Annotated in this window: 19 protein-coding genes; 13 read left to right on the top strand and 6 right to left on the bottom strand. The window is 66.3% G+C overall.

Annotation, left to right across the window (positions count from 1 at the left end; translation table 11 throughout):
* Positions 1–46 precede the first annotated feature (46 nt).
* Positions 47–952, top strand: a complete 906-nt coding sequence (locus tag LPW26_RS02835; RefSeq protein WP_238732759.1) for an SDR family oxidoreductase — start codon at positions 47–49, stop codon at positions 950–952.
* 35 nt (positions 953–987) lie between these two features.
* On the opposite strand, the gene LPW26_RS02840 is transcribed toward LPW26_RS02835, so the two are convergent.
* From LPW26_RS02840 to parE, 3 genes are all read right to left on the bottom strand, one after another.
* Entirely contained in the window at positions 988–1,176 is a 189-nt protein-coding gene (locus LPW26_RS02840; protein ID WP_238732760.1) for a hypothetical protein, read from the bottom strand.
* Between the two features lie 207 nt (positions 1,177–1,383).
* Entirely contained in the window at positions 1,384–1,851 is a 468-nt protein-coding gene (locus LPW26_RS02845) for a hypothetical protein (RefSeq protein WP_238732761.1), read from the bottom strand.
* Between the two features lie 97 nt (positions 1,852–1,948).
* Complete coding sequence (gene parE, locus LPW26_RS02850; protein WP_238732762.1) at positions 1,949–3,997, bottom strand: DNA topoisomerase IV subunit B; 2,049 nt, start codon at positions 3,995–3,997, stop codon at positions 1,949–1,951.
* 463 nt (positions 3,998–4,460) lie between these two features.
* Between parE and LPW26_RS02855 the strand changes: the two genes are divergently transcribed.
* Positions 4,461–4,991: a DedA family protein gene (locus LPW26_RS02855; protein WP_238732763.1), complete on the top strand. Its 531-nt coding sequence runs from the start codon at positions 4,461–4,463 to the stop codon at positions 4,989–4,991.
* 148 nt (positions 4,992–5,139) lie between these two features.
* The gene (locus LPW26_RS02860) at positions 5,140–6,129 is read left to right on the top strand and encodes an MBL fold metallo-hydrolase (RefSeq protein ID WP_238732764.1); all 990 of its coding nucleotides are present in this window, start codon (positions 5,140–5,142) and stop codon (positions 6,127–6,129) included.
* Between the two features lie 189 nt (positions 6,130–6,318).
* Here the strand turns inward: LPW26_RS02860 and LPW26_RS02865 are convergent, their stop codons facing one another.
* On the bottom strand, positions 6,319–7,215 hold the full coding sequence (locus LPW26_RS02865) for an alpha/beta fold hydrolase (RefSeq protein WP_238732765.1): 897 nt from the start codon (positions 7,213–7,215) through the stop codon (positions 6,319–6,321).
* Positions 7,216–7,245: 30 nt separating this feature from the next.
* On the bottom strand, positions 7,246–7,791 hold the full coding sequence (locus LPW26_RS02870; protein WP_238732766.1) for a DUF2087 domain-containing protein: 546 nt from the start codon (positions 7,789–7,791) through the stop codon (positions 7,246–7,248).
* A gap of 437 nt (positions 7,792–8,228) precedes the next feature.
* Between LPW26_RS02870 and LPW26_RS02875 the strand changes: the two genes are divergently transcribed.
* From LPW26_RS02875 to LPW26_RS02890, 4 genes are all read left to right on the top strand, one after another.
* Positions 8,229–8,897, top strand: a complete 669-nt coding sequence (locus tag LPW26_RS02875; RefSeq protein ID WP_238732767.1) for an FMN-binding negative transcriptional regulator — start codon at positions 8,229–8,231, stop codon at positions 8,895–8,897.
* Positions 8,898–8,908: 11 nt separating this feature from the next.
* A complete protein-coding gene (gene argC / locus LPW26_RS02880; protein WP_238732768.1) occupies positions 8,909–9,898 on the top strand; it encodes an N-acetyl-gamma-glutamyl-phosphate reductase in 990 nt (329 codons plus the stop codon).
* Between the two features lie 8 nt (positions 9,899–9,906).
* Positions 9,907–10,518 carry a class I SAM-dependent methyltransferase gene (locus LPW26_RS02885; protein ID WP_238732769.1) on the top strand — a complete coding sequence of 204 codons (612 nt, stop codon included), beginning with the start codon at positions 9,907–9,909 and terminating at the stop codon, positions 10,516–10,518.
* A gap of 241 nt (positions 10,519–10,759) precedes the next feature.
* On the top strand, positions 10,760–11,122 hold the full coding sequence (locus tag LPW26_RS02890; RefSeq protein ID WP_238732770.1) for a hypothetical protein: 363 nt from the start codon (positions 10,760–10,762) through the stop codon (positions 11,120–11,122).
* 85 nt (positions 11,123–11,207) lie between these two features.
* Here the strand turns inward: LPW26_RS02890 and phaC are convergent, their stop codons facing one another.
* Positions 11,208–13,010, bottom strand: coding sequence for a class I poly(R)-hydroxyalkanoic acid synthase (gene phaC / locus LPW26_RS02895; RefSeq protein WP_238732771.1), 1,803 nt, complete (start codon positions 13,008–13,010; stop codon positions 11,208–11,210).
* Between the two features lie 292 nt (positions 13,011–13,302).
* Here phaC and LPW26_RS02900 point away from each other — a divergent pair, with 292 nt between their 5' ends.
* The 6 genes from LPW26_RS02900 (at position 13,303) to LPW26_RS02925 (ending at position 18,895) form a co-directional block, all read left to right on the top strand.
* The gene (locus LPW26_RS02900; RefSeq protein ID WP_238732772.1) at positions 13,303–13,635 is read left to right on the top strand and encodes a hypothetical protein; all 333 of its coding nucleotides are present in this window, start codon (positions 13,303–13,305) and stop codon (positions 13,633–13,635) included.
* A gap of 190 nt (positions 13,636–13,825) precedes the next feature.
* Positions 13,826–15,046, top strand: a complete 1,221-nt coding sequence (locus LPW26_RS02905; protein WP_238732773.1) for an LL-diaminopimelate aminotransferase — start codon at positions 13,826–13,828, stop codon at positions 15,044–15,046.
* Positions 15,047–15,117: 71 nt separating this feature from the next.
* Complete coding sequence (locus LPW26_RS02910; RefSeq protein WP_238732774.1) at positions 15,118–16,437, top strand: homoserine dehydrogenase; 1,320 nt, start codon at positions 15,118–15,120, stop codon at positions 16,435–16,437.
* A gap of 61 nt (positions 16,438–16,498) precedes the next feature.
* Entirely contained in the window at positions 16,499–17,503 is a 1,005-nt protein-coding gene (gene glpX / locus LPW26_RS02915; protein WP_238732775.1) for a class II fructose-bisphosphatase, read from the top strand.
* Positions 17,504–17,514: 11 nt separating this feature from the next.
* The gene (locus tag LPW26_RS02920; protein ID WP_238732776.1) at positions 17,515–17,958 is read left to right on the top strand and encodes a GNAT family N-acetyltransferase; all 444 of its coding nucleotides are present in this window, start codon (positions 17,515–17,517) and stop codon (positions 17,956–17,958) included.
* A 208-nt stretch (positions 17,959–18,166) separates the two neighbouring features.
* Positions 18,167–18,895 (top strand): haloacid dehalogenase type II, encoded by a 729-nt coding sequence (locus LPW26_RS02925; RefSeq protein WP_238732777.1) that lies wholly within the window; start codon positions 18,167–18,169, stop codon positions 18,893–18,895.
* The last annotated feature ends 54 nt before the right edge of the window (positions 18,896–18,949 follow it).

The raw sequence follows: 18,949 nt of genomic DNA on the forward strand, positions 1-18,949 counted from the left end.
AGAAAGACCGCCAAGGTCGCCTTCGACCAAAACTCGGAGGTTTCTCATGCGTGTGTTTCTAACCGGCGCGACCGGCTTCATCGGTTCGCGCGTTCTCAAGGAGCTGCTTGCCGCGGGCCATCAGGTGCTCGGGTTGACCCGGTCCGACGCCGGCGAACGGTGGCTGGCGCAAACCGGAGCGCAAGCCTATCGCGGCTCGCTGGAAGACGCCGCCAGCCTGGCTCGCGGTGCAGCGAAGGCCGACGCCGTCATTCACACGGCCTTCGATCATGACTTCTCACGCTATGCCGAGAACTGCGCAAAAGATGCCCGCGTCATCGGCGCGATGGCGGAAGAACTGGCGGGTTCGAACAGGCCGTTCATCATCACCTCGGCGACCGGTATGGGGTCCAGAGGGGCGGGCGAACTGGCGGTTGAGGACGTGGTGGATTGGGAGCACGCGCTGCCGCGCATCGCCAGCGAGCGCGCCGGCTTTGAGGCCGCGCAGAAGGGCGTCTCGGTCGCCGTGATGCGGCTCCCGCAAGTCCACGACACCGAAAAGCAGGGGCTGATCTCGCCGCTGATCGAACTGAGCCGGGCCAAGGGCGTGTCGGCCTATGTGGGCGACGGCAGCAACCGCTGGTCGGCAGTCCATATCGACGATGCGGCGCGGCTGTACCGGCTGGCTCTCGACCATCACGAGGCGGGCGCCCGCTATCACGCGGTCGCCGAGGAAGGCGTCAGTATGCGGCGGATCGCCGAGACCATCGGGGCCGGGCTCGGTGTGCCGGTCGTCGCGCTGACGCCGGATCAGGCCGCCGATCACTTCGGCTGGATGGCGCCGTTCATGGCCCTCGATATGCAGGCCTCGAGCGCATGGACGCGAAGCCGGCTGAACTGGTCGCCGGTCGGACCGGATCTGATTGCCGACTTGCAGGCGATGGACTATCGAAAGCTCGACGTTGCGAGCTGAGCGCTTCGAGGCCGGGGCGCTTGCCGCGCCCGGCCTCAGACCTTGCGCGAGATCAGGATCAGCATCAGTCCGCCGAACGCCGTCGAGGCGCCGTACCACATCCATTGCGACTGGTTGATCATGAAGCTCTGCGCCGGCCAAGTGATCAGGCCAGCACCCTGGCCGGTCCAGATCAGGCCCATGACGAGAGCAAGCAATCCGATAACGAGGAACAGGGTTCGCATGATGCGATTAGGCACCTTTCCGCTGGCATGTTCAAGCGCGGATCGCGCTGTCTGATGTCGGCAGGCGAGTGCGAGTTGATTGCTGCAGCAGCAACGGGGCCGTCATTGCGAGCGTAGCGAAGCAATCCAGCGCCGAGCGCGACGTATGGATTGCTTCGCTTCGCTCGCAATGACGGTGGGCTCGGTGCGTGTCTGCGGCCGCGATCCTCAGCGGAGCGACCGGCTGATCCGCGTGACGATCGCGTCCCATTTACGCTTTTCGCCAGCCGGGTAGTTCATCAGCACGCAATTCATCGCGCCGGCCACGCGGTTGCAGCGGTTGTACCAGATGCGGCCGTCACGAATGCTGGAGACGACGAAGAAGCGCGACGTGACACGGCGATAGATGATGCCGGACGGCGGATTGCGCGCCGCCAGGAAGGCGGCGGGGGACAGGCCGCGCTCGTTAGGGATCGTCTGAACCGTAAGGTCTGCGCCGCGATCAGCGCTGGCGAAGCGGCGACCGGTGCCGTCCTGGGCCGGACCGGCATCCTCGCTGAAGATGGCGCGCGGAACATCCGCCGCAGCCGAGTTGGCGGTCACATTGTAGCGCTGCCAGTCGAGTTGCGACTGGGCGTGGACGAGTGTGGGGACGGACAGAAATGTCGCGGCAAACAGCAACGTCGCCAGTTTCATCGCCACCCTCCCACGTCATCGACCGACCCAAACGCGGCTCGGTCGGCAAGGTTGCAGCGAGGAGGGAGCGACAGCGCGGGACCGACGGCGGGCGCCGTCACACGTCCAGCATCTCTTCGCTCGCGAACTCCGCTTTGTCGCTGATGAAGGCGAACCGGGCTTCGGCTTTGGTGCCCATCAGGCGCTCGACCGAGTCGGCGGTGCCCTCGCGGTCGTCGGCGAGCAGCACCACGCGCAGCAAGGTACGCCTGGCCGGGTCCATGGTGGTTTCCTTGAGCTGCGCGGGCATCATTTCGCCGAGGCCTTTGAAGCGGCCGACATCGACCTTGGCGTTGGCGTTGAATTCCTTCTTCAGCAACTCTTCCTTGTGGGCGTCGTCGCGGGCGTAGACGGTCTTGGCGTCGTGGGTCAGCCGATACAGCGGGGGCACCGCGAGATAGAGGTGGCCCTCGTCGATCAGCTTCGGCATCTGCCGATAGAAGAAGGTGATCAGCAGCGAGGCGATGTGCGCGCCGTCGACGTCGGCGTCGGTCATGATGATGATGCGCGCGTAGCGCAGATCTTCCTCACGGTAGTTCAGCCCGGTGCCGCAGCCGATCGCCTGCATCAGGTCGGACAGCTGGGCGTTCGCCACCACCTTGTCCTTGGTGGCCGAGGCGACGTTGAGGATCTTGCCGCGCAAGGGCAGCACGGCCTGGGTCGAGCGGTCGCGCGCCTGCTTGGCGCTGCCGCCGGCCGAGTCGCCCTCGACGATGAACAGTTCGGAGCCGTCCGCTGCGGTCGAGGTGCAGTCGGCGAGCTTGCCGGGTAGCCGCAGCTTCTTCACTGCGGTCTTGCGTGAGATTTCCTTTTCCTGGCGGCGACGCAGCCGCTCCTCGGCGCGCTCGATGACAAAATCGAGCAGCTTGTTGGCCTGCACCGGATTGCCGGACAGCCAGTGGTCGAACGGATCCTTGATGGCCTGTTCAACGATCTTCTGGGCTTCGGCGGTGGCGAGGCGGTCCTTGGTCTGGCCCTGGAATTCGGGCTCGCGGACGAACACGCTGAGCATCACGGCGGCGCCGACCATGACGTCTTCCGAGGTGATCGACGACCCGCGCTTGCCCTGGCCGACGCGCTCGGCGTGGTCCTTGAGGCCGCGGAGCAGGGCGCTGCGCATGCCGGACTCGTGGGTGCCGCCGTCAGGGGTCGGCACCGTGTTGGTGTAGGACGACATGAAGCCGTCGGCGTCCGCCGTCCAGGCCACCGCCCATTCGCAGGCGCCGTGAGCGCCGTTGCGACCGCTCTTGCCGGCGAAGATGTCGGGATGCACCAGCGTATCGTTGTGGATCGCGGCGCCGAGGAAGTCCTTGAGGCCGCCGGGGAAGTGGAATTCATCCTCGGCCGGGACATCCTCGATGCCCTTGAGCAGTTCGGGATCGCACTTCCAGCGGATCTTCACGCCGCCGAACAGATAGGCTTTCGACCGCGCCATCTTGAACAGGCGCTGTGGCTTGAATGCCGCCTTGGCGCCGAAGATGTCGGTGTCGGGCTTGAAGCGGACGCGGGTGCCGCGGCGGTTGTTGACCTTGCCGAGGCTCTCGAGCTTGCCCTGCGGGATGCCACGCGCAAACACCATGCGGAAGAGCTGCTGGTTGCGCGCAACCTCGACCTCAAGACGTGACGACAACGCATTGACGACGCTGACGCCGACGCCGTGCAGACCGCCGGAGGTCTCGTACACCTTGCTGTCGAATTTGCCGCCGGCGTGCAGCGTGCACATGATCACTTCGAGCGCCGACTTCTTCGGAAATTTCGGATGCGGATCAACGGGAATGCCGCGGCCGTTGTCGGACACGGTGAGGAAGCCGTCGGCGCTCAGTTCGACCTCGATGAAGCTGGCATGGCCGGCCAGCGCCTCGTCCATCGAGTTGTCGATCACCTCGGCGAACAGATGGTGTAGCGCCTTCTCGTCGGTGCCGCCGATATACATGCCGGGGCGGCGGCGGACCGGTTCGAGACCTTCCAGCACCTCGATGTCGGCAGCCGTGTAGCCGTCCTCGGCGCCCGCCGGCTTCGCCGCGCGCGGCGCGCCGGACTTGGGCACGGCCCCGAACATGTCGTTGTCGGGCTTCGATTTGCTGCTTGCCTTCAATGCCTTGGCCATGAGTCCTGGAGTCGGTCCTGAGAGAGATCTGGGCTTTGCCGGCGCGCGCGCCGCTCGAATCGCTGGCTACGACTATGCCACGGTTGCCCAGCAGGTGGGCGATGGCAGGCGCGTCTGATGGCCCGACGGACGTCGGCCGCGCGCTTGATGCGCTGCAGCACGTCCGCTGGATGGCGCATATAGGCCGGAGCCGGGGCGATGGGAAGGCCCCGGCGGGTGCGCGCCTGCCGCATGATACCGCCCGCCAACGGGTCGCGCGGGTGTGACGTGCAAAGTGGAGGTCATGGGCGCACGGTCATACCGTTCCGCCTCGGCCGCCGTATTCAGGCCATCCGGGTCTGATCTGCCGGCTGCCTCGGGGCAATCCGTCACGGGGTGCGGCGCTTGCCCTTCGGGCGCAGGCCGTGCGATGCGACACTGATGTGAACCCGCCGGCAGGGGACGCCCGCAGGTCAAAGGGACGATGGAAGAAGCTTTTCGCGGCCTCACCGATTTCGTGCGCGAGCACCAGGCCTGGGCCGCGCCGGTTGTGCTGGCGCTTGCGTTCGGGGAATCGCTCGCCTTCATCTCGCTGGTGGTGCCGGCATGGGGCGCACTGGTGGCGATCGGGGCGCTGGTGGGCGCCGCGGGCGTCAGTTTCTGGCCGGTGTGGATCGCAGCTGCGGTCGGCGCGGCGCTGGGTGACTGGCTGTCGTACTGGTTCGGCTATCGCTACAAGGACAGCGTCGCCCAGATCTGGCCGATGTCGAAGTTTCCCGGCCTTCTGAAGCGCGGCGAGGATTTCGTGCAGAAATGGGGCGTCCCGAGCATCTTTATCGGCCGCTTCTTCGGGCCGCTGCGCGCGTCGGTTCCGCTCGCGGCCGGGATCTTCGAGATGCCGTACTGGCAGTTCCAAATCGCCAACGTGCTGTCGGCCTTCGTGTGGTCGGCTGTGCTGCTGCTGTTCGGCGACGCGCTGTCGGTCGGCGCGACGTGGCTGGTCCGGTCGATCTAAGCGCGGAATAAGGGGGCTGCCCTCGGGGTTGGTGTCGGCGAGGCCGGCTCGATCACCGGCCCGATCAAACGGTCGTTATGATGCGCTCCCGTCACCGATCCCGGGCTAGACTTCTGCCCGCAACAATTCCACCCGCCGAGGACCCGCCATGGATCTGACCCGACGTCACGCCCTCACTGCCGCCGCCGCTCTGGCTGCCACGCCGCTGCTGCGTGGCACGCCCGCGCAGGCCGCCGCGCCGCTCGCCGACAAGCAGGCGCCGAGCTTCTATCGCTACAAGGTCGGCGACGCCCAGGTGAACGTGATTTCCGACGGCGCCAACACCTTCCCGCTGCCGGACGGCTTCGTGGTCAACGCCAAGAAGGACGAGATCAACGCCGCGCTCGAGCAGGCCTTCATGCCGAAGGACAAGATGACCATCAACTTCGCCCCGCTGGCGATCAACACCGGCGGCAAGCTCGTCGTGGTCGACACCGGCAACGGCGCCGGCGCGTTCGCCTCGAGCAAGGGCAATGTCGGGCAGTTCGCCACCAACCTGATGGCTGCGGGGCTCGACCCCAAGGCGGTCGACATCGTGGTGATTTCCCATTTCCACGGCGACCACATCAACGGCCTGCTCACTGCCGACAACCAGCCGGCGTTTCCAAACGCCGAAGTGCTGGTGCCGGCCGCGGAGTGGAAGTACTTCATGGACGACGGCGAGATGAGCCGCGCCTCCGGCGAGCGGATGCAGGGCGTCTTCAAGAACGCGCGCCGGGTGTTCGAGGCCGGGCTGAATAAGAAGGTCACGCCCTATGAATGGGGCAAGGACGTCGCGCCGGGCCTGCTCGCGGTAGAGGCCGTTGGCCACACACCGGGCCACACCTCGTTCGTGCTGTCGTCCGGCGCCGATAAGGTGTTCATCCAGTCCGACGTCACCAACCATCCGGCGCTGTTCGTCGCCAACCCGGGCTGGCACCTGATGTTCGACCAGGACCCGGCGATGGCCGAAACCACCCGCCGCAAGGTCTACGACATGCTGGTTGCCGATAAGATGCGGGTGCAGGGCTTCCACTACCCGTTCCCCGCCAACGGCTACGTGCAGAAGGACGGCAACGGCTATCGGCTGGTGCCGGCGCCGTGGAATCCGGTGATTTAAGCGTCTTCGTCATTGCGAGGAGCGAAGCGACGAAGCAATCCAGCGCCGTGTACTGCGCATGGATTGCTTCGCTTCGCTCGCAATGACGGCAGATCACCTCTCCCCGCGCGCGGGGCGAGGGAGTTCGCTGCCGGTGCGGCGAAGGCGGTGATTAAAAATGGCGATCGATCAGGCTGCGGATCGGTCCTTCTACAGGAAATCGCTGACCCGCCTTCGCACCTCAGCCAGATGCGTGAACAGGCTGACGTGTTCGCCGGCTTCGATCGTCATCAGCTTGCTGTGCGGCGCTTCGTTGGCGACGCGCGTGGCGTGCGCGAATGGCACGATCGTATCGGCGGTGCCGTGAATCGCCAGCAGCGGCGTTGACACAGCCGAGACGTCGATTGCGTCCATCGCGCTCAAGTACGCGGTGTCGGTCAGCGTGCCGGGCAGGCGCTCGGCCATTCGGGTGAACACGCTCGCCTGTAGTTCACACAGCATGGGGCCGGCTACCGGATCGGCCAGCGTCCGGGCGCGCAGTGCCGGATCGCGGATCGAGCGGCTTGCCGCCTTGTCCGGATCGCGCGCGGCGCTCCAGCGCATCAGTGCGACGAGGCCCGGCAGCCGGGCGATCCATCGCATCGTCGGCAGGCGCGTGCGGACCTGCTCCGGCACGTCGAGCGTACCAGTGCAGCACGAGACCAGCACCACACCGGCGCAGCGCGCTGGGTGGCGGAGCGCGAATTGCAGCGCCGAGGGGCCGCCGGCCGAGACGGCGATCACGATCGCTGTGTCGAGCCGCAGCGCATCGAGCAGCGCCGCGTAGAGATCGGCCTGCGTGGCGGGCGTCGTGCCGCTCGCCTGCGGCGTGCCGAGATAGCCCGGCCGCGATAGCGCCAGCACGCGATTGGGCGGATCGTCGCCGAGCGCGGCCCGCGCTAGTAGCGAACTCTGGTCGCAGCCGCCCATGCCGCCGTGCAGCGCCAGCACGGCGGGGCCGTCGCCGCGGTCGATCAGTTCGACCAAGCCGCGAGCAGTGGAAACAATGATGGGAGCGGACGGAGACGCGCGCAAAGCGGCGCGGCCCCGGAACAGGGGAACAGACATGACTGCCTCGTCAGGAAACTGCGAGCGGCGTCAGGCGGCGAGGCGCGGGGCGAGGTGGCGGATCAGCGCCAGGGCCTCGGTCGGCGGTCGCTGCTCGATGCGGCGATAAACGCGGCCGTCCGGCGTGCGCGCCATCAGGCCGTGGTCGCACAGCGCGCGGCGCAGCAGCGCGTGATCGCCGAAGCCGTGATGGCCGGCGAGCAGCGCGTTGACCTGCTTCTCGCTCAGCTCGCGGCCGCGCGGAATCCGCGACCACAGCACCCACAGCCCGAGTTCGGCGTGGCTCGCCTTCGCCGGCCAGCGCACCAGGATGCCACCGGCGTCGAAGTGCCGTGCGACGCGCTCGATCCGCTGATGGTCGATCGCGGGCGGCGGCTCCGGCGCGCGCGCGAGGCTGTCGCCGGCTTCGTGCTGGGCGCGGAAGTGCTGGAAATTGCGAAAGCCGGCCGAACGGGCCAGCAGGTTCAGCATCTCGACGTGGCCGAGCTTGCGGTCCAGCGCGCCGAGTTCGCGGTTGAGCGCACGCGCGAGCGCGGACACATCCTGAGCGGAGTAGGGGAAAACAGTACGGGTCATGACCTCATCCTCGATCGTGCCGGACGAATAGGTCGATGGTCGCTGACTTTCGACGCGGCACGGGACAAGTGTCTGCCGATCAGGATCGTGGCAGGTTTAGCTCCCCTCGCGGGGCAGCGACGCCTTGGTGAACTGCCGACCAGTGCGCGGGGAAATACAGCGCTCGCGCCGGCTTTGCAAGCATCGCGTGTAGGAGCGTGCCGGGCTGCATTGCGTCAGACGATGCTTGACGGCACCAGACACCGCAACTATCAACTCCGCCATGATCAACGCCACGACCATCGCCCGAGCCCGCCGTCGCCGCATCTTCGCGGCTTGGGCTGACGCGCGCGTCTGACAGCGTTGCCCCTGCCGCCGGTTTCGGTCCGCGGCAGGTTGATCTCCCCCATCCAAGCGCGAACTGACCCGGCGGCTCCGTCTTCAACCAGGAGCCAGCCATGTACGTGCCACCCGCCTTCAAGCCCGATCGATCCGCCTGCCTTGCGTTCGCGGCAGCGCGCGGCTTCGGTCTTGTGTGCGCCCATGACGGCCGCAAGCCGGTGGCGTCGCCGCTGCCGTTCGCGATCGATTATTCCAGCGACGGCACGCCGCTGCTGTCGTTCCATGTCGCGCGCGGCAATCCGCTCGCCGCGCTGGCCGATAGCCGCACGCCGTGGCTGATGGCGGTGAGCGGGCCGGGTGCCTATGTGTCGGCGGACTGGTACGCCTCGCCGGATCAGGTGCCGACCTGGCTGTATCAGAGCGTGCATCTGACCGGCCCGGCGGCGGTGATGTCCGAGGCCGAACGCGATGCCCATCTTGACGAGGTCACCGCCGTCTTCGAAACCTCGCTGGCGCCGAAGCGGCCGTGGCGGTCGTCGAAGATGACGGCCGGACGATTGAGCGCGATGAAGAAGGCGATCGTGGGCGTGATGATGCGGGTGGATGTGGTCGAGGGCAGCTTCAAGCTCAACCAGCACAAGTCCGACGCCGATCACATGGCCGTCGCAAACGCGCTGGCGGTGCAGCCCGATCCTGCGTCACAGGAGATCGCCGCGCAGATGATCGCGCTGCGGCCGCAACTCGACTACAACGCCGTGGCGCCCGTCGCCGAACCCGCAGTGTGAAGGAACCCGAGATGACCCTGACGGACACCACGACAAAGGCTGGCAGCAGCAGCGCCAAGCCTAGCGTCTTCATCGATGGCGCCGCCGGCACGACTGGTCTCGGCATCCGCGAGCGGCTCGCGCGTCACGGCCAGGTCGTCGTGAAGGACATCGCCGAGGACAAGCGCAAGGATCCCGCCGCCAAGCGGGCGCTGATGGCCGAGGTCGATCTTGTCATTCTGTGCCTGCCCGACGATGCCGCGAAGGAAACCGTCGCGGTGATCGACGGCATGGGCACCGAGGCGCCGAAGGTGCTCGACGCCTCGACTGCGTTCCGCGTCGCGCCCGACTGGGTCTACGGCTTCGCCGAACTCGCGCCCGATCAGGCCGACAGAATTCGCGCTGCGAAAAAGGTCTCGAATCCGGGCTGCTATCCGACCGGCGGGGTCGCGCTGCTGCGGCCGCTGGTCGACGCCGGCCTGATCCCGTTGGACTACCCGGTGTCGATCAATGCCGTCAGCGGCTATTCGGGCGGCGGCAAATCAATGATCGCCGACTATGAGGCCGGCACGGCACCGGCGTTCGAACTCTATGGGCTCGGCCTCGCGCACAAGCATCTCGCCGAGACGCAGCTGTATTCGAAGCTGACGCGGCGGCCGATCTTCATTCCCTCGGTCGGCAACTTTCGCCAGGGCATGCTGGTGTCGGTGCCGCTGCATCTGGATACGCTGCCGGGCAAGCCGTCGGTTGCCGATCTGCACGCTGCGCTGACGAAGCGTTACGCCGGCAGTCGTTATGTGTCGGTCGCTGCGCTCGACAGCGCGGCGAATACGGGCGGCCGGATCGAGCCGGAGGCGCTGAACGAGACCAACAAGCTCGAACTCTACGTGTTCGGCAGCGAGGCGCAGCATCAGGCCGTGCTGGTGGCGCGGCTCGACAATCTCGGCAAGGGCGCTTCGGGCGCCGCCGTGCAGAATATGCGCCTGATGTTGGACTTGCCGGACAGCGATGGAGTCGACTAAGCCGGGCCATGACTCAGGCTTTCGACGATGAGACGCTGCGGTTCTACCGCAGCAACGCTGCTGCCTATGCTGAGCGCAAGCCGGCAGGCGCCACTCTGGCGCGCTTTCTCGGCGAGCTGCCGGCAGGGGCCAAGATCCTCGAACTCGGCTGCGGCGCCGGCCATCACGCCGAGGCGATGCTCGCCGCCGGCTTCGACGTCGATGCCACCGATGGCTCGCCCGAGATGGCCGCAGAGGCGTCGCGGCGACTCGGCCGCCCGGCGCGGCCGATGCTGTTTCATCAGCTCGACGTCATCGGCGCTTACGATGGCATCTGGGCCTATGCCTGTCTGCTGCATGTGCCGCGCGACGAACTGGGCAGCGTGCTCCGTCGGATTCATCGCGCGCTGAAGCCGGGCGGGCTGTTCTATGCCAGCTTCAAGGCCGGCGAGGCAGAAGGTCGCGACAGGCTCGCTCGCTACTACAACTATCCTTCCGAAGATTGGCTGCGCGCGCGCTATGCCGAGGCCGGCCCGTGGGATGCGCTGACCGTCGAGCGCAGCGAAGGCAAGGGGTTCGATCAGGAGCTCGCCAGCTTCCTTCACCTCTCGGCGCGCAAGCCGGTGACTGCGCCGCGCTGAACCCCCACCGTCATTCCGGGGCGCGCCACCGGGTCCGGCCTTTGGCCGGCCCGATGACAGGCTCCGCGCGAACCCGGAATCTGACGCCGGCACGGCTTGGCTTCCGTATCGCAGACCATCTCGGGATTCCGGGTTCGCGAGCTGCGCTCGCGCCCCGGAATGACTCGTGGAGGGGGCGTTCTCAACCGAGGACCGGCGTGCTTATATCGTTGCCTCGCATCACGACTGTATCGGAGGCGGCATGACGGCAGCGCCTGTTCTGGTGATCCTGAGCGCGGCGACGGCGCTCGGGCTGTATCTCTTGCTGTTGGTTCTGCGCGGCGAGCGCAAGCAGGGGCTGGTGGCGCTGCATCTGTTGCTCGGCTTCGGCGGCCTCGAGACCTTGGTGATGCTGCTGCACGGCACGCCGGACGGCGCCACGGCCGCCGGGAGCCTCTCGTTCGGCAAGGTCGCGGCTGGGCTGTTCGCCGTCTCGGCGTTCTCCGGCTTCATCGCCGCGCTGGCACGTCGCTCGCCAGTCGCCGCCAACGTGCTGCTCGGCACCCACGTCACCGTGGGGCTCGCCGGATTTGCGCTGGTGCTCGCTTGGGTGACGGCGACGTAGCGACAGGGAGGCCGTCATGGCGTTCACCCGGATCGGTGCTTCGCGCCGTCCGAGTGCTCCTCGCAATTGACGTGGAGGGCCCGTTTTACGACCGTACCCGGACGTAGCTGCCGGGCGCATCCTCGATCGGCGGGAAGGCGTCGTTGCCGATGGCTCGGGCTGGGACGCGATCGGAGTCGAATTGCTCGATCCATGCTCGCCAATCCGGCCACCACGAGCCCTTGTGTTCCTCCGCGCCCTTCAACCATTCGGCGACCGAGCCGGCGTGAATGTTGTCGTTGGTCCAGAACTGGTACTTGTTCGCCGCCGGCGGATTGATCACGCCGGCGATGTGGCCGGAGCCGGACAGCACATACTTCACGGGACCGCCGAAAAACTGCGAGCCGTACAGCACCGACTCGGCCGGCGCGATGTGGTCCTCGCGGGTGGCGAGGTTGTAGATCGGCACCTTGACCTTGGCGAGATCAAGCTGGGTGTCGTCGAGCACCATGGTGCCGGCCGACAGCTTGTTCTCTAGGTAGCAGTTGCGCAGATAGTAGGAGTGGTTCGCCGCCGGCATCCGCGTCGCGTCGGAATTCCAGTGCAGCAGGTCGAACGCCGAAGGCGGTTGTCCCTTCAGGTAGTTGTTCACGACGTAGGACCAGATCAGGTCGTTCGACCGTAGCATGTTGAAGGCCATCGCCATCTTGGCGCCTTCGAGCACGCCGGTATCGCGCATGTCGCGCTCCAGCGCCGAGATTTGCTCCTCGTCGACGAACACGGTGAGGTCGCCCGCATGGGTGAAGTCGACCTGCGTGGTGAGGAACGTCGCCGAGGTGACGCGCTGCCGCCGCCGCTCGGCGAGCCAGGCGAGGGTGGCGGCCAGCAGGGTGCCGCCGACGCAATAGCCGATGGTGTGCACCTTCAATTCGCCGGTGATCTTCTCGATCACGTCCATCGCGGCGAGCGGGCCGAGCTTCATGTAGTCGGCGAAGCTCTTGTCGCCCAGCGTCTTGTCCGGGTTGACCCAGGAGATCACGAACACCGTGAGTCCCTGGTCGACGCAGAACTTGATGAAGGACTTCTCCGGCTTGAGGTCGAGGATGTAGAATTTGTTGATCCACGGCGGCACGATCAGCAGCGGCGTGCGCAGCACCGTCTCGGTCGACGGCGTGTACTGGATCAGCTGCATGATCTCGTTCTGGAAGATCACCTTGCCGGGCGTGGTGGCGATGTTGACGCCGACCTCGAGATTGGCCGGGTCGGACTGCCGGATCTTCAGATGGCCTTTGCCGGCGACGATGTCCTCGGCCAGCATCTTCATGCCGCGCACCAGATTGTCGCCGTTGTTCTCCAGCGTGTGGCGCGTCAGCTCCGGGCTGGTCGGCACGAAGTTGGAGGGCGCCAGCGCGTTGGTGATCTGCTGGATGTAGAACGCCGCCTTCCTCTTGGTGTGCGGATCGAGGCCGTCGGCTTTCTCGACCAGCTCGTTCGCCCATTGCGAGGTGAGCAGATAGGCCTGCATCAGGAAATCGTAGAACTGGTTCGTGCGCCAGGACGGATCGGCGAACCGCTTGTCGCGCGGCGGCGGCTCGATCGTCGGCTCGACTTTCTCGCCGGTCAGTTTGCGCGAGGCGTTGCCCCAAAGGTCGAGATAAGACTTGCCGAGCTTGGCCTGCAGTTCGGCGGCTCGCGCCTGGTCTGACGTCCAATACTCGGCGACGCGGGTGAGGGTTTTGACCATTTCGGAGAGTTCGGCCGGCGGTTGTCCGTTGGACATCGGTTCGCGCGGCTTCAGCATCGTCGCCAAGGCCTGGCCGCCGGACTCCATCGCCTGCGCCAGATTGCGCGCGAAAGCCTCTGGATCGAACTTCTTCGCAGTCGCTGTTTCTGGTAGCATGTCGGTCATCGGCGGACGCTTCACTCTGTTCGAATTTTTGATACGCTTTTCACGTTATGCCATCGATGATGACATAGTTCGGTAAATCTCGCTGAATTCGATGTGCTGCAGTGCGTCATTGCGCTTGATTTAGCCACATTGGCATCTCACTGACGTAGCATGGTGCAGGTGGGCTTGTTGCGGGAATAAGGTTTTACGGCGCTTCGGGTTCGGATATTTGACGATTAATGCTTCGGCGTGCGACCAGTCGCCGCCGCAAGGTCGAGGATGGGTTTTGCAGGTCAAGCGACAGACGGGAACGATGCCGATCCGGACGCTGCGCCACCTTGGCGCAGGGCGTGGCCGCGCGGCTGTGCTGTTGGTCGCGCTCGGGTTCGGCACGCTCGGCCTCGGCGGATGCTCGATTTCGGTGTCGGATATGCCGATACTGGGTGGCAGTGAACGGGCAGAGCAGCCGAAAGACCAGCAGGGCTTCCCCGCCGTCAATGATCTGCCCGCGAACCGCGACGAAGCCGTGCTGGCTCCCGCCGAACGCAACAAGATCGAGCAGGAATTGATCGCCGCCCGCGAGCGCCAGGCGGCCTCGAACGCCAATGCCAGCGCCGCGCCGGCCAAGCCGGCCGCCGCCAAATAGTCGTCAACGTCGCCGGTGCACGAACGGCGGCGGTGGCAGATCACCGTTCGCAGGCCGGCGCAGCACAAACACCGTCCTCGACCTGATCCGCCGCAAAATCGTGCGATTAAGAGCGTTTCTGCGCCTGAATCGGATTCCCCTCCGATCAAGAACGCGGTAACGATCCAGCCGCACCCCGGAGTCGAGGACCATGGAAGAATTCTACCGCATCCGCCGTTTGCCGCCTTACGTGTTCGAACAGGTCAACCGGGCCAAGGCGGCCGCGCGGAACGCCGGGGCCGACATCATCGACATGGGGATGGGCAATCCGGACCTGCCGGCGCCGCCGCATGTGCTGGAAAAGCTCAAGGAAGTTCTCGGCAAGCCGCGCACCGACCGCTATTCGGCGTCCCGCGGCATCACCGGGCTGCGCAAGGCCCAGGCCGCCTATTATGAGCGCCGGTTCGGGGTCAAGCTGAACCCCGACACTCAGGTGGTGGCCACCCTCGGCTCGAAGGAAGGCTTCGCCAACGTCGCCCAGGCGATCACCGCGCCCGGTGATGTCGTGCTGTGCCCGAACCCGAGCTACCCGATCCACGCCTTCGGCTTCCTGATGGCGGGCGGCGTGATCCGCTCGGTGCCGTCCGAGCCGACCCCAGAGTTCTTCGCTGCCGCCGAGCGGGCGATCATTCATTCGATCCCCAAGCCGATCGCGATGATCGTCTGCTACCCGTCGAACCCGACCGCCTATGTGGCGTCGCTCGACTTCTACAAGGACCTGGTCGCGTTCGCGAAGAAGCACGAGATCTACATCCTGTCCGATCTCGCTTACGCCGAGGTGTATTTCGACGACGCCAACCCGCCGCCCTCGGTGCTGCAGGTGCCGGGCGCGATGGACGTCACCGTCGAGTTCACCTCGATGTCGAAGACGTTCTCGATGGCCGGCTGGCGAATGGGCTTCGCGGTCGGCAACGAGCGCATCATCGCGGCGCTGGCGCGGGTGAAGTCGTATCTCGACTACGGCGCCTTCACGCCGGTGCAGGTCGCCGCCACCGCGGCGCTGAACGGCCCCGACGACTGCATCAAGGAGATGCGCGAGACGTACAAGAAGCGCCGCGACGCGCTGGTCGAGAGCTTCGGCCGCGCCGGCTGGGAGATCCCGCCGCCGCAGGCCTCGATGTTCGCCTGGGCGCCGTTGCCGCCGGCGTTCCGCGAGATCGGCAGCATGCAGTTCGCCACCCTGATGGTGGAGAAGTCCGGCGTCGTGGTGTCGCCCGGTGTCGCCTTCGGCGAGCACGGCGAGGGCTACGTCCGCATCGCGATGGTGGAAAACGAGCAGCGTATCCGCCAGGCTGCGCGCGGCGTCCGGCGCTTCCTTGAAAGCGGCGTCGAAACGTTGCACAACGTGGTTCCTCTCGCCACCAGGCGGTAGGACCCGGTTCCCGGAGGCCGCGTTCGCCGGCCTCCGTTTTCAGCAGACTTCAGACGACAGGTTCGGCGCCGATGGACGCGCTCAGAGTAGGTATTGCGGGTCTCGGCACCGTAGGCGCCGAAGTGGTCCGTGTCATCGAACGGCAGCAGCGGACGCTCGCGGCTCGCTGCGGTCGGCCGATCCGCGTGGTCGCCGTGACCGCCCGGTCGAAGACCAAGAAGCGCGGGCTCGACCTGCGCGGTATCGCCTGGGCCAAGAGCCCGCTGGCGCTCGCCACCGATCCCAACATCGACTGTTTCGTGGAACTGATCGGCGGCGCCGGTGATCCGGCCGGACCGGCGATCGAGGCGGCCCTGGCTGCCGGCAAGTCGGTGGTCACCGCCAACAAGGCGCTGGTCGCCAAGCACGGCTTGAAGCTGGCCGCGCTCGCTGAAAAGCACGCGGTGGCTCTCAACTACGAGGCCGCCGTCGGCGCCGCGATCCCGGTGATCAAGACGCTGCGCGAAGGCCTGGCCGGCACCGATATCGAGCGCGTCTATGGCATCCTCAACGGCACCTGCAACTACATCCTGACCCGCATGGAGCAGGAGGGGCTGTCGTTCGACGCCTGCCTCGCCGATGCGCAGCGGCTCGGCTATGCCGAGGCCGACCCGACTTTCGACATCGACGGTCACGACACCGCACAGAAGCTGTCGATCCTCGCCAGCCTGGCGTTCGGCACCAAGGTGTCGGAGAGCTCGGTCTATGTCGAAGGCATCCGCTCGATCACCCCGGAGGATCTGCGCGCCGCCGACGATCTCGGCTATCGCGTCAAGCTGCTCGGCGTCGCTGTGCGCACCGCCAAGGGCATCGAGCAGCGCGTCCACCCGACCATGGTGCCGAAGGCGTCGTCGATCGCGCAGGTGATGGGCGTCACCAATGCGGTGTCGATCGATGGCGACGGCATTGCGCCGATCACGCTGGTCGGCGCCGGAGCCGGCTCGGCCGCGACCGCCTCGGCGGTGGTCGCCGACATTGCCGATGTTGCCCGCGGCATCCGCGCCGAACCGTTCGGCCGGCCTGTGGCCAAGCTCGCCGCCATCAGCAAGGCGCCGATGCAGCGCCACGAGGGCGGCTATTATCTGCGCCTGCTGGCGCGCGACCACGCCGGCACCGCGGCAACCATCGCCACCCGGCTCGCCGAACAGGAAATTTCGATTGAATCGATCGTGCAGCGGCACGCGGCGTCCACGACCGACGGAGCCGGCACGCCGGCCAAGTCGTCGCCGGTGCCGGTGATCCTGATCACTTACGCGACCAGCGAGGATGCGGTGCGCCGCGCAATCCAGGCTGTGCAGCGCGACAAGGTGATCAGCGGCCGGCCGCAGGTCATCCGCATCGAGAAGAATTAGTTACGTCAGGGACAGTGTGCCTGCGCCGCTGGGGCGTGGGCGGAGTTTTGAGGAGAGGCCGATGTCGACCACCATTTCCGTTCCGCCGCAATTGTTGCTGGAGCGCATTCTGACGCTCGAGATCGTGCGCGTGACGGAGCGTGCGGCGGTGTCGGCGGCCCGCCTGCGCGGCCACGGCAACGAAAAGGGCGCCGACCAGGCGGCGGTCGACGCGATGCGTCGCGAGCTCAACAAGATGCCGATCGAAGGCACCGTCGTGATCGGCGAGGGCGAGCGCGACGAAGCGCCGATGCTGTTCATCGGCGAGAAGGTCGGCGCCGGCATCGACGGCGGCCCCAAGGTCGACATCGCGGTCGACCCGCTCGAAGGCACCACGCTGTGCGCCAAGAACATGCCGGGCTCGATCGCCACCATGGCGATGGCGGAAGGCGGCACGCTGCTGCACGCGCCCGACGTCTACATGCAGAAGATCGCGATCGGCCCGGGCTACGACAAGAACCTGATCGACATCGACGCGTCGCCGGAAGACAACATCCAGCGCCTGGCGAAGGCCAAGGGTGTGCCGACTCACGGCGTCACCGTGCTGGTGCTGGACCGTCCGCGCCATGCCGAGCTGATCGCCAAGATCCGCGCCACCGGCGCCGGCGTGCAGCTGATCACCGACGGCGACGTCGCCGGCGTGATCCATTGCGCCGATCCGGAGAACACCGGCGTCGACATCTACATGGGCACCGGCGGCGCGCCGGAAGGCGTGCTGGCTGCTGCGGCGCTGCGCTGCATCGGCGGCCAGATGCAGTGCCGTCTGCTGCTCGACACCCACTCCAAGCGCAACCGCGCCGAGTCGATGGGCATCGAGGATCCGAACTTCGTGTATCAGATCGAGGACATGGTGAAGGGCGACTGTCTGTTCGCCGCCACCGGCGTCACCGACGGATCGCTGCTGTCGGGCGTCAAGTTCCGCAAGGACGTGATCCAGACCGAGACCGTGGTGATGCGCTCGGTGACCGGCACCGTGCGCTACATCAAGGCCGATCACCGCCAGTTCGAGAAGTTCCACCTCGATTGAGGAGCGTCGTCATGGCCGTCCTGATCCGTCCTGTCGGCCCTGACGAACGTGCCGCCTGGGAACCGCTCTGGGCCGGCTACCTCGACTTTTATCAAGCAACGCTCGCGCCCGGGACCAATGACGTCACCTGGGCCCGATTCCACGATGACGCCGAGCCGATGTATCTGCTCGGCGCCTATGTGGACGGCAAGCTCACCGGCATCGTTCAGTTCATCTATCACCGCTCGTGCTGGACGGCGGGCGACTACTGCTATCTGCAGGATCTGTTCGTCGACAACAGTGCCCGCGGACTCGGCCTCGGCCGCAAGCTGATCGAGGCGGTGTACGCCCGCGCCAAGGCCGACGGCTGCAGCCGCGTGCACTGGCTGACGCAGCCCGGCAACACCACCGCGCGCCTGTTGTACGACCGCATCGCCGACGATTCCGGCTTCATGCAGTATCGGAAGTTGTTTTAGGTCGTCATTCCGGGGCGACCGCAGCGCAGCTGCGGGCGAACCCGGAATCTCAAGCCTGGTTCTTGCCGATCGAGATTCCGGGTTCGCGCGGAGCCTGTCGTCGGGCCGGCCAAAGGCCGGACCCGATGGCGCGCCCCGGAATGACAACGATAGGGCGAACAAGAACAAGCAGGCATGATGGCTGAATGCGTAGCAAGGGAGAGAAACAATGGCCGCAAGAGCCGAAACGACTGATGTTCAAGCCCTGATCTTCGACGTGTTCGGCACCGTGGTCGACTGGCGCAGCAGCCTGATCGAGGACTTCACCACCTGGTCGAAGACGCGCGGTATCAGCGGCGATTGGACCGGGCTGGTCGACGCCTGGCGGCAGGCTTACGTGCCGTCGATGGACGAAGTGCGCAAGAACCCGTCGCGCGGCTTTATCAAGCTCGATGATCTGCACCGCCGCTCGCTGGAGCAACTCGCGCCGCAGTTTGGTTTGACGGGCCTCAGCGACGAAGAGTTGAATTACATCACCACAGGCTGGCATCGCCTGAAGCCGTGGCCGGACGTGATCTCCGGACTGACGCGGCTGAAGTCGAAGTTCATTATCAGCCCGTTGTCGAACGGCAATGTCGGCCTGCTGACGCGGATGGCGAAGAACGGCGGGCTGCCGTGGGATCTGATCCTTGGCGGCGACGTGTTCGGGCACTACAAGCCCGATCCCGAAACCTATCTGGGCGCCGCAAAGCTGCTCAACCTGCCGCCCGAGCAGGTGATGATGGTCGCCGCCCACAACAATGATCTCGCCGCCGCGCAAAAGCTCGGGCTCAAGACTGCGTTCATTCCGCGTCCGACCGAGTACGGGCCGCTGCAGAAGCTCGACTTCGAGGCGACCGGCGACTGGACCGTGGTGGCGAACGATCTCAACGGAGTGGCCGACGCGCTGGGCTGCTGAACTCTTCGGCGACGTCCACGAGGACGGCGTCATCCTGAGGCGCCGCCGCGCAGC

It is taken from the genome of Rhodopseudomonas infernalis (genome assembly GCF_022271405.1).
In the GTDB taxonomy this organism is placed as follows: Bacteria; Pseudomonadota; Alphaproteobacteria; order Rhizobiales; family Xanthobacteraceae; genus Rhodopseudomonas; species Rhodopseudomonas infernalis.

What these genes read in the sequence shown, in the direction of transcription:
- LPW26_RS02920 (WP_238732776.1), top strand. Translation starts at nt 17,515, where the DNA reads ATGGCCGTCCTGATCCGTCCTGTCGGCCCTGACGAACGTGCCGCCTGG.
- LPW26_RS02835 (WP_238732759.1), top strand. Translation starts at nt 47, where the DNA reads ATGCGTGTGTTTCTAACCGGCGCGACCGGCTTCATCGGTTCGCGCGTT.
- LPW26_RS02925 (WP_238732777.1), top strand. Translation starts at nt 18,167, where the DNA reads ATGGCCGCAAGAGCCGAAACGACTGATGTTCAAGCCCTGATCTTCGAC.
- LPW26_RS02840 (WP_238732760.1), bottom strand. Translation starts at nt 1,176, where the DNA reads ATGCGAACCCTGTTCCTCGTTATCGGATTGCTTGCTCTCGTCATGGGC.
- parE (WP_238732762.1), bottom strand. Translation starts at nt 3,997, where the DNA reads ATGGCCAAGGCATTGAAGGCAAGCAGCAAATCGAAGCCCGACAACGAC.
- LPW26_RS02870 (WP_238732766.1), bottom strand. Translation starts at nt 7,791, where the DNA reads ATGACCCGTACTGTTTTCCCCTACTCCGCTCAGGATGTGTCCGCGCTC.
- LPW26_RS02865 (WP_238732765.1), bottom strand. Translation starts at nt 7,215, where the DNA reads ATGTCTGTTCCCCTGTTCCGGGGCCGCGCCGCTTTGCGCGCGTCTCCG.
- glpX (WP_238732775.1), top strand. Translation starts at nt 16,499, where the DNA reads ATGTCGACCACCATTTCCGTTCCGCCGCAATTGTTGCTGGAGCGCATT.
- LPW26_RS02845 (WP_238732761.1), bottom strand. Translation starts at nt 1,851, where the DNA reads ATGAAACTGGCGACGTTGCTGTTTGCCGCGACATTTCTGTCCGTCCCC.
- LPW26_RS02875 (WP_238732767.1), top strand. Translation starts at nt 8,229, where the DNA reads ATGTACGTGCCACCCGCCTTCAAGCCCGATCGATCCGCCTGCCTTGCG.
- LPW26_RS02890 (WP_238732770.1), top strand. Translation starts at nt 10,760, where the DNA reads ATGACGGCAGCGCCTGTTCTGGTGATCCTGAGCGCGGCGACGGCGCTC.
- phaC (WP_238732771.1), bottom strand. Translation starts at nt 13,010, where the DNA reads ATGACCGACATGCTACCAGAAACAGCGACTGCGAAGAAGTTCGATCCA.
- LPW26_RS02855 (WP_238732763.1), top strand. Translation starts at nt 4,461, where the DNA reads ATGGAAGAAGCTTTTCGCGGCCTCACCGATTTCGTGCGCGAGCACCAG.
- LPW26_RS02905 (WP_238732773.1), top strand. Translation starts at nt 13,826, where the DNA reads ATGGAAGAATTCTACCGCATCCGCCGTTTGCCGCCTTACGTGTTCGAA.
- LPW26_RS02860 (WP_238732764.1), top strand. Translation starts at nt 5,140, where the DNA reads ATGGATCTGACCCGACGTCACGCCCTCACTGCCGCCGCCGCTCTGGCT.
- LPW26_RS02885 (WP_238732769.1), top strand. Translation starts at nt 9,907, where the DNA reads ATGACTCAGGCTTTCGACGATGAGACGCTGCGGTTCTACCGCAGCAAC.
- LPW26_RS02910 (WP_238732774.1), top strand. Translation starts at nt 15,118, where the DNA reads ATGGACGCGCTCAGAGTAGGTATTGCGGGTCTCGGCACCGTAGGCGCC.
- argC (WP_238732768.1), top strand. Translation starts at nt 8,909, where the DNA reads ATGACCCTGACGGACACCACGACAAAGGCTGGCAGCAGCAGCGCCAAG.
- LPW26_RS02900 (WP_238732772.1), top strand. Translation starts at nt 13,303, where the DNA reads ATGCCGATCCGGACGCTGCGCCACCTTGGCGCAGGGCGTGGCCGCGCG.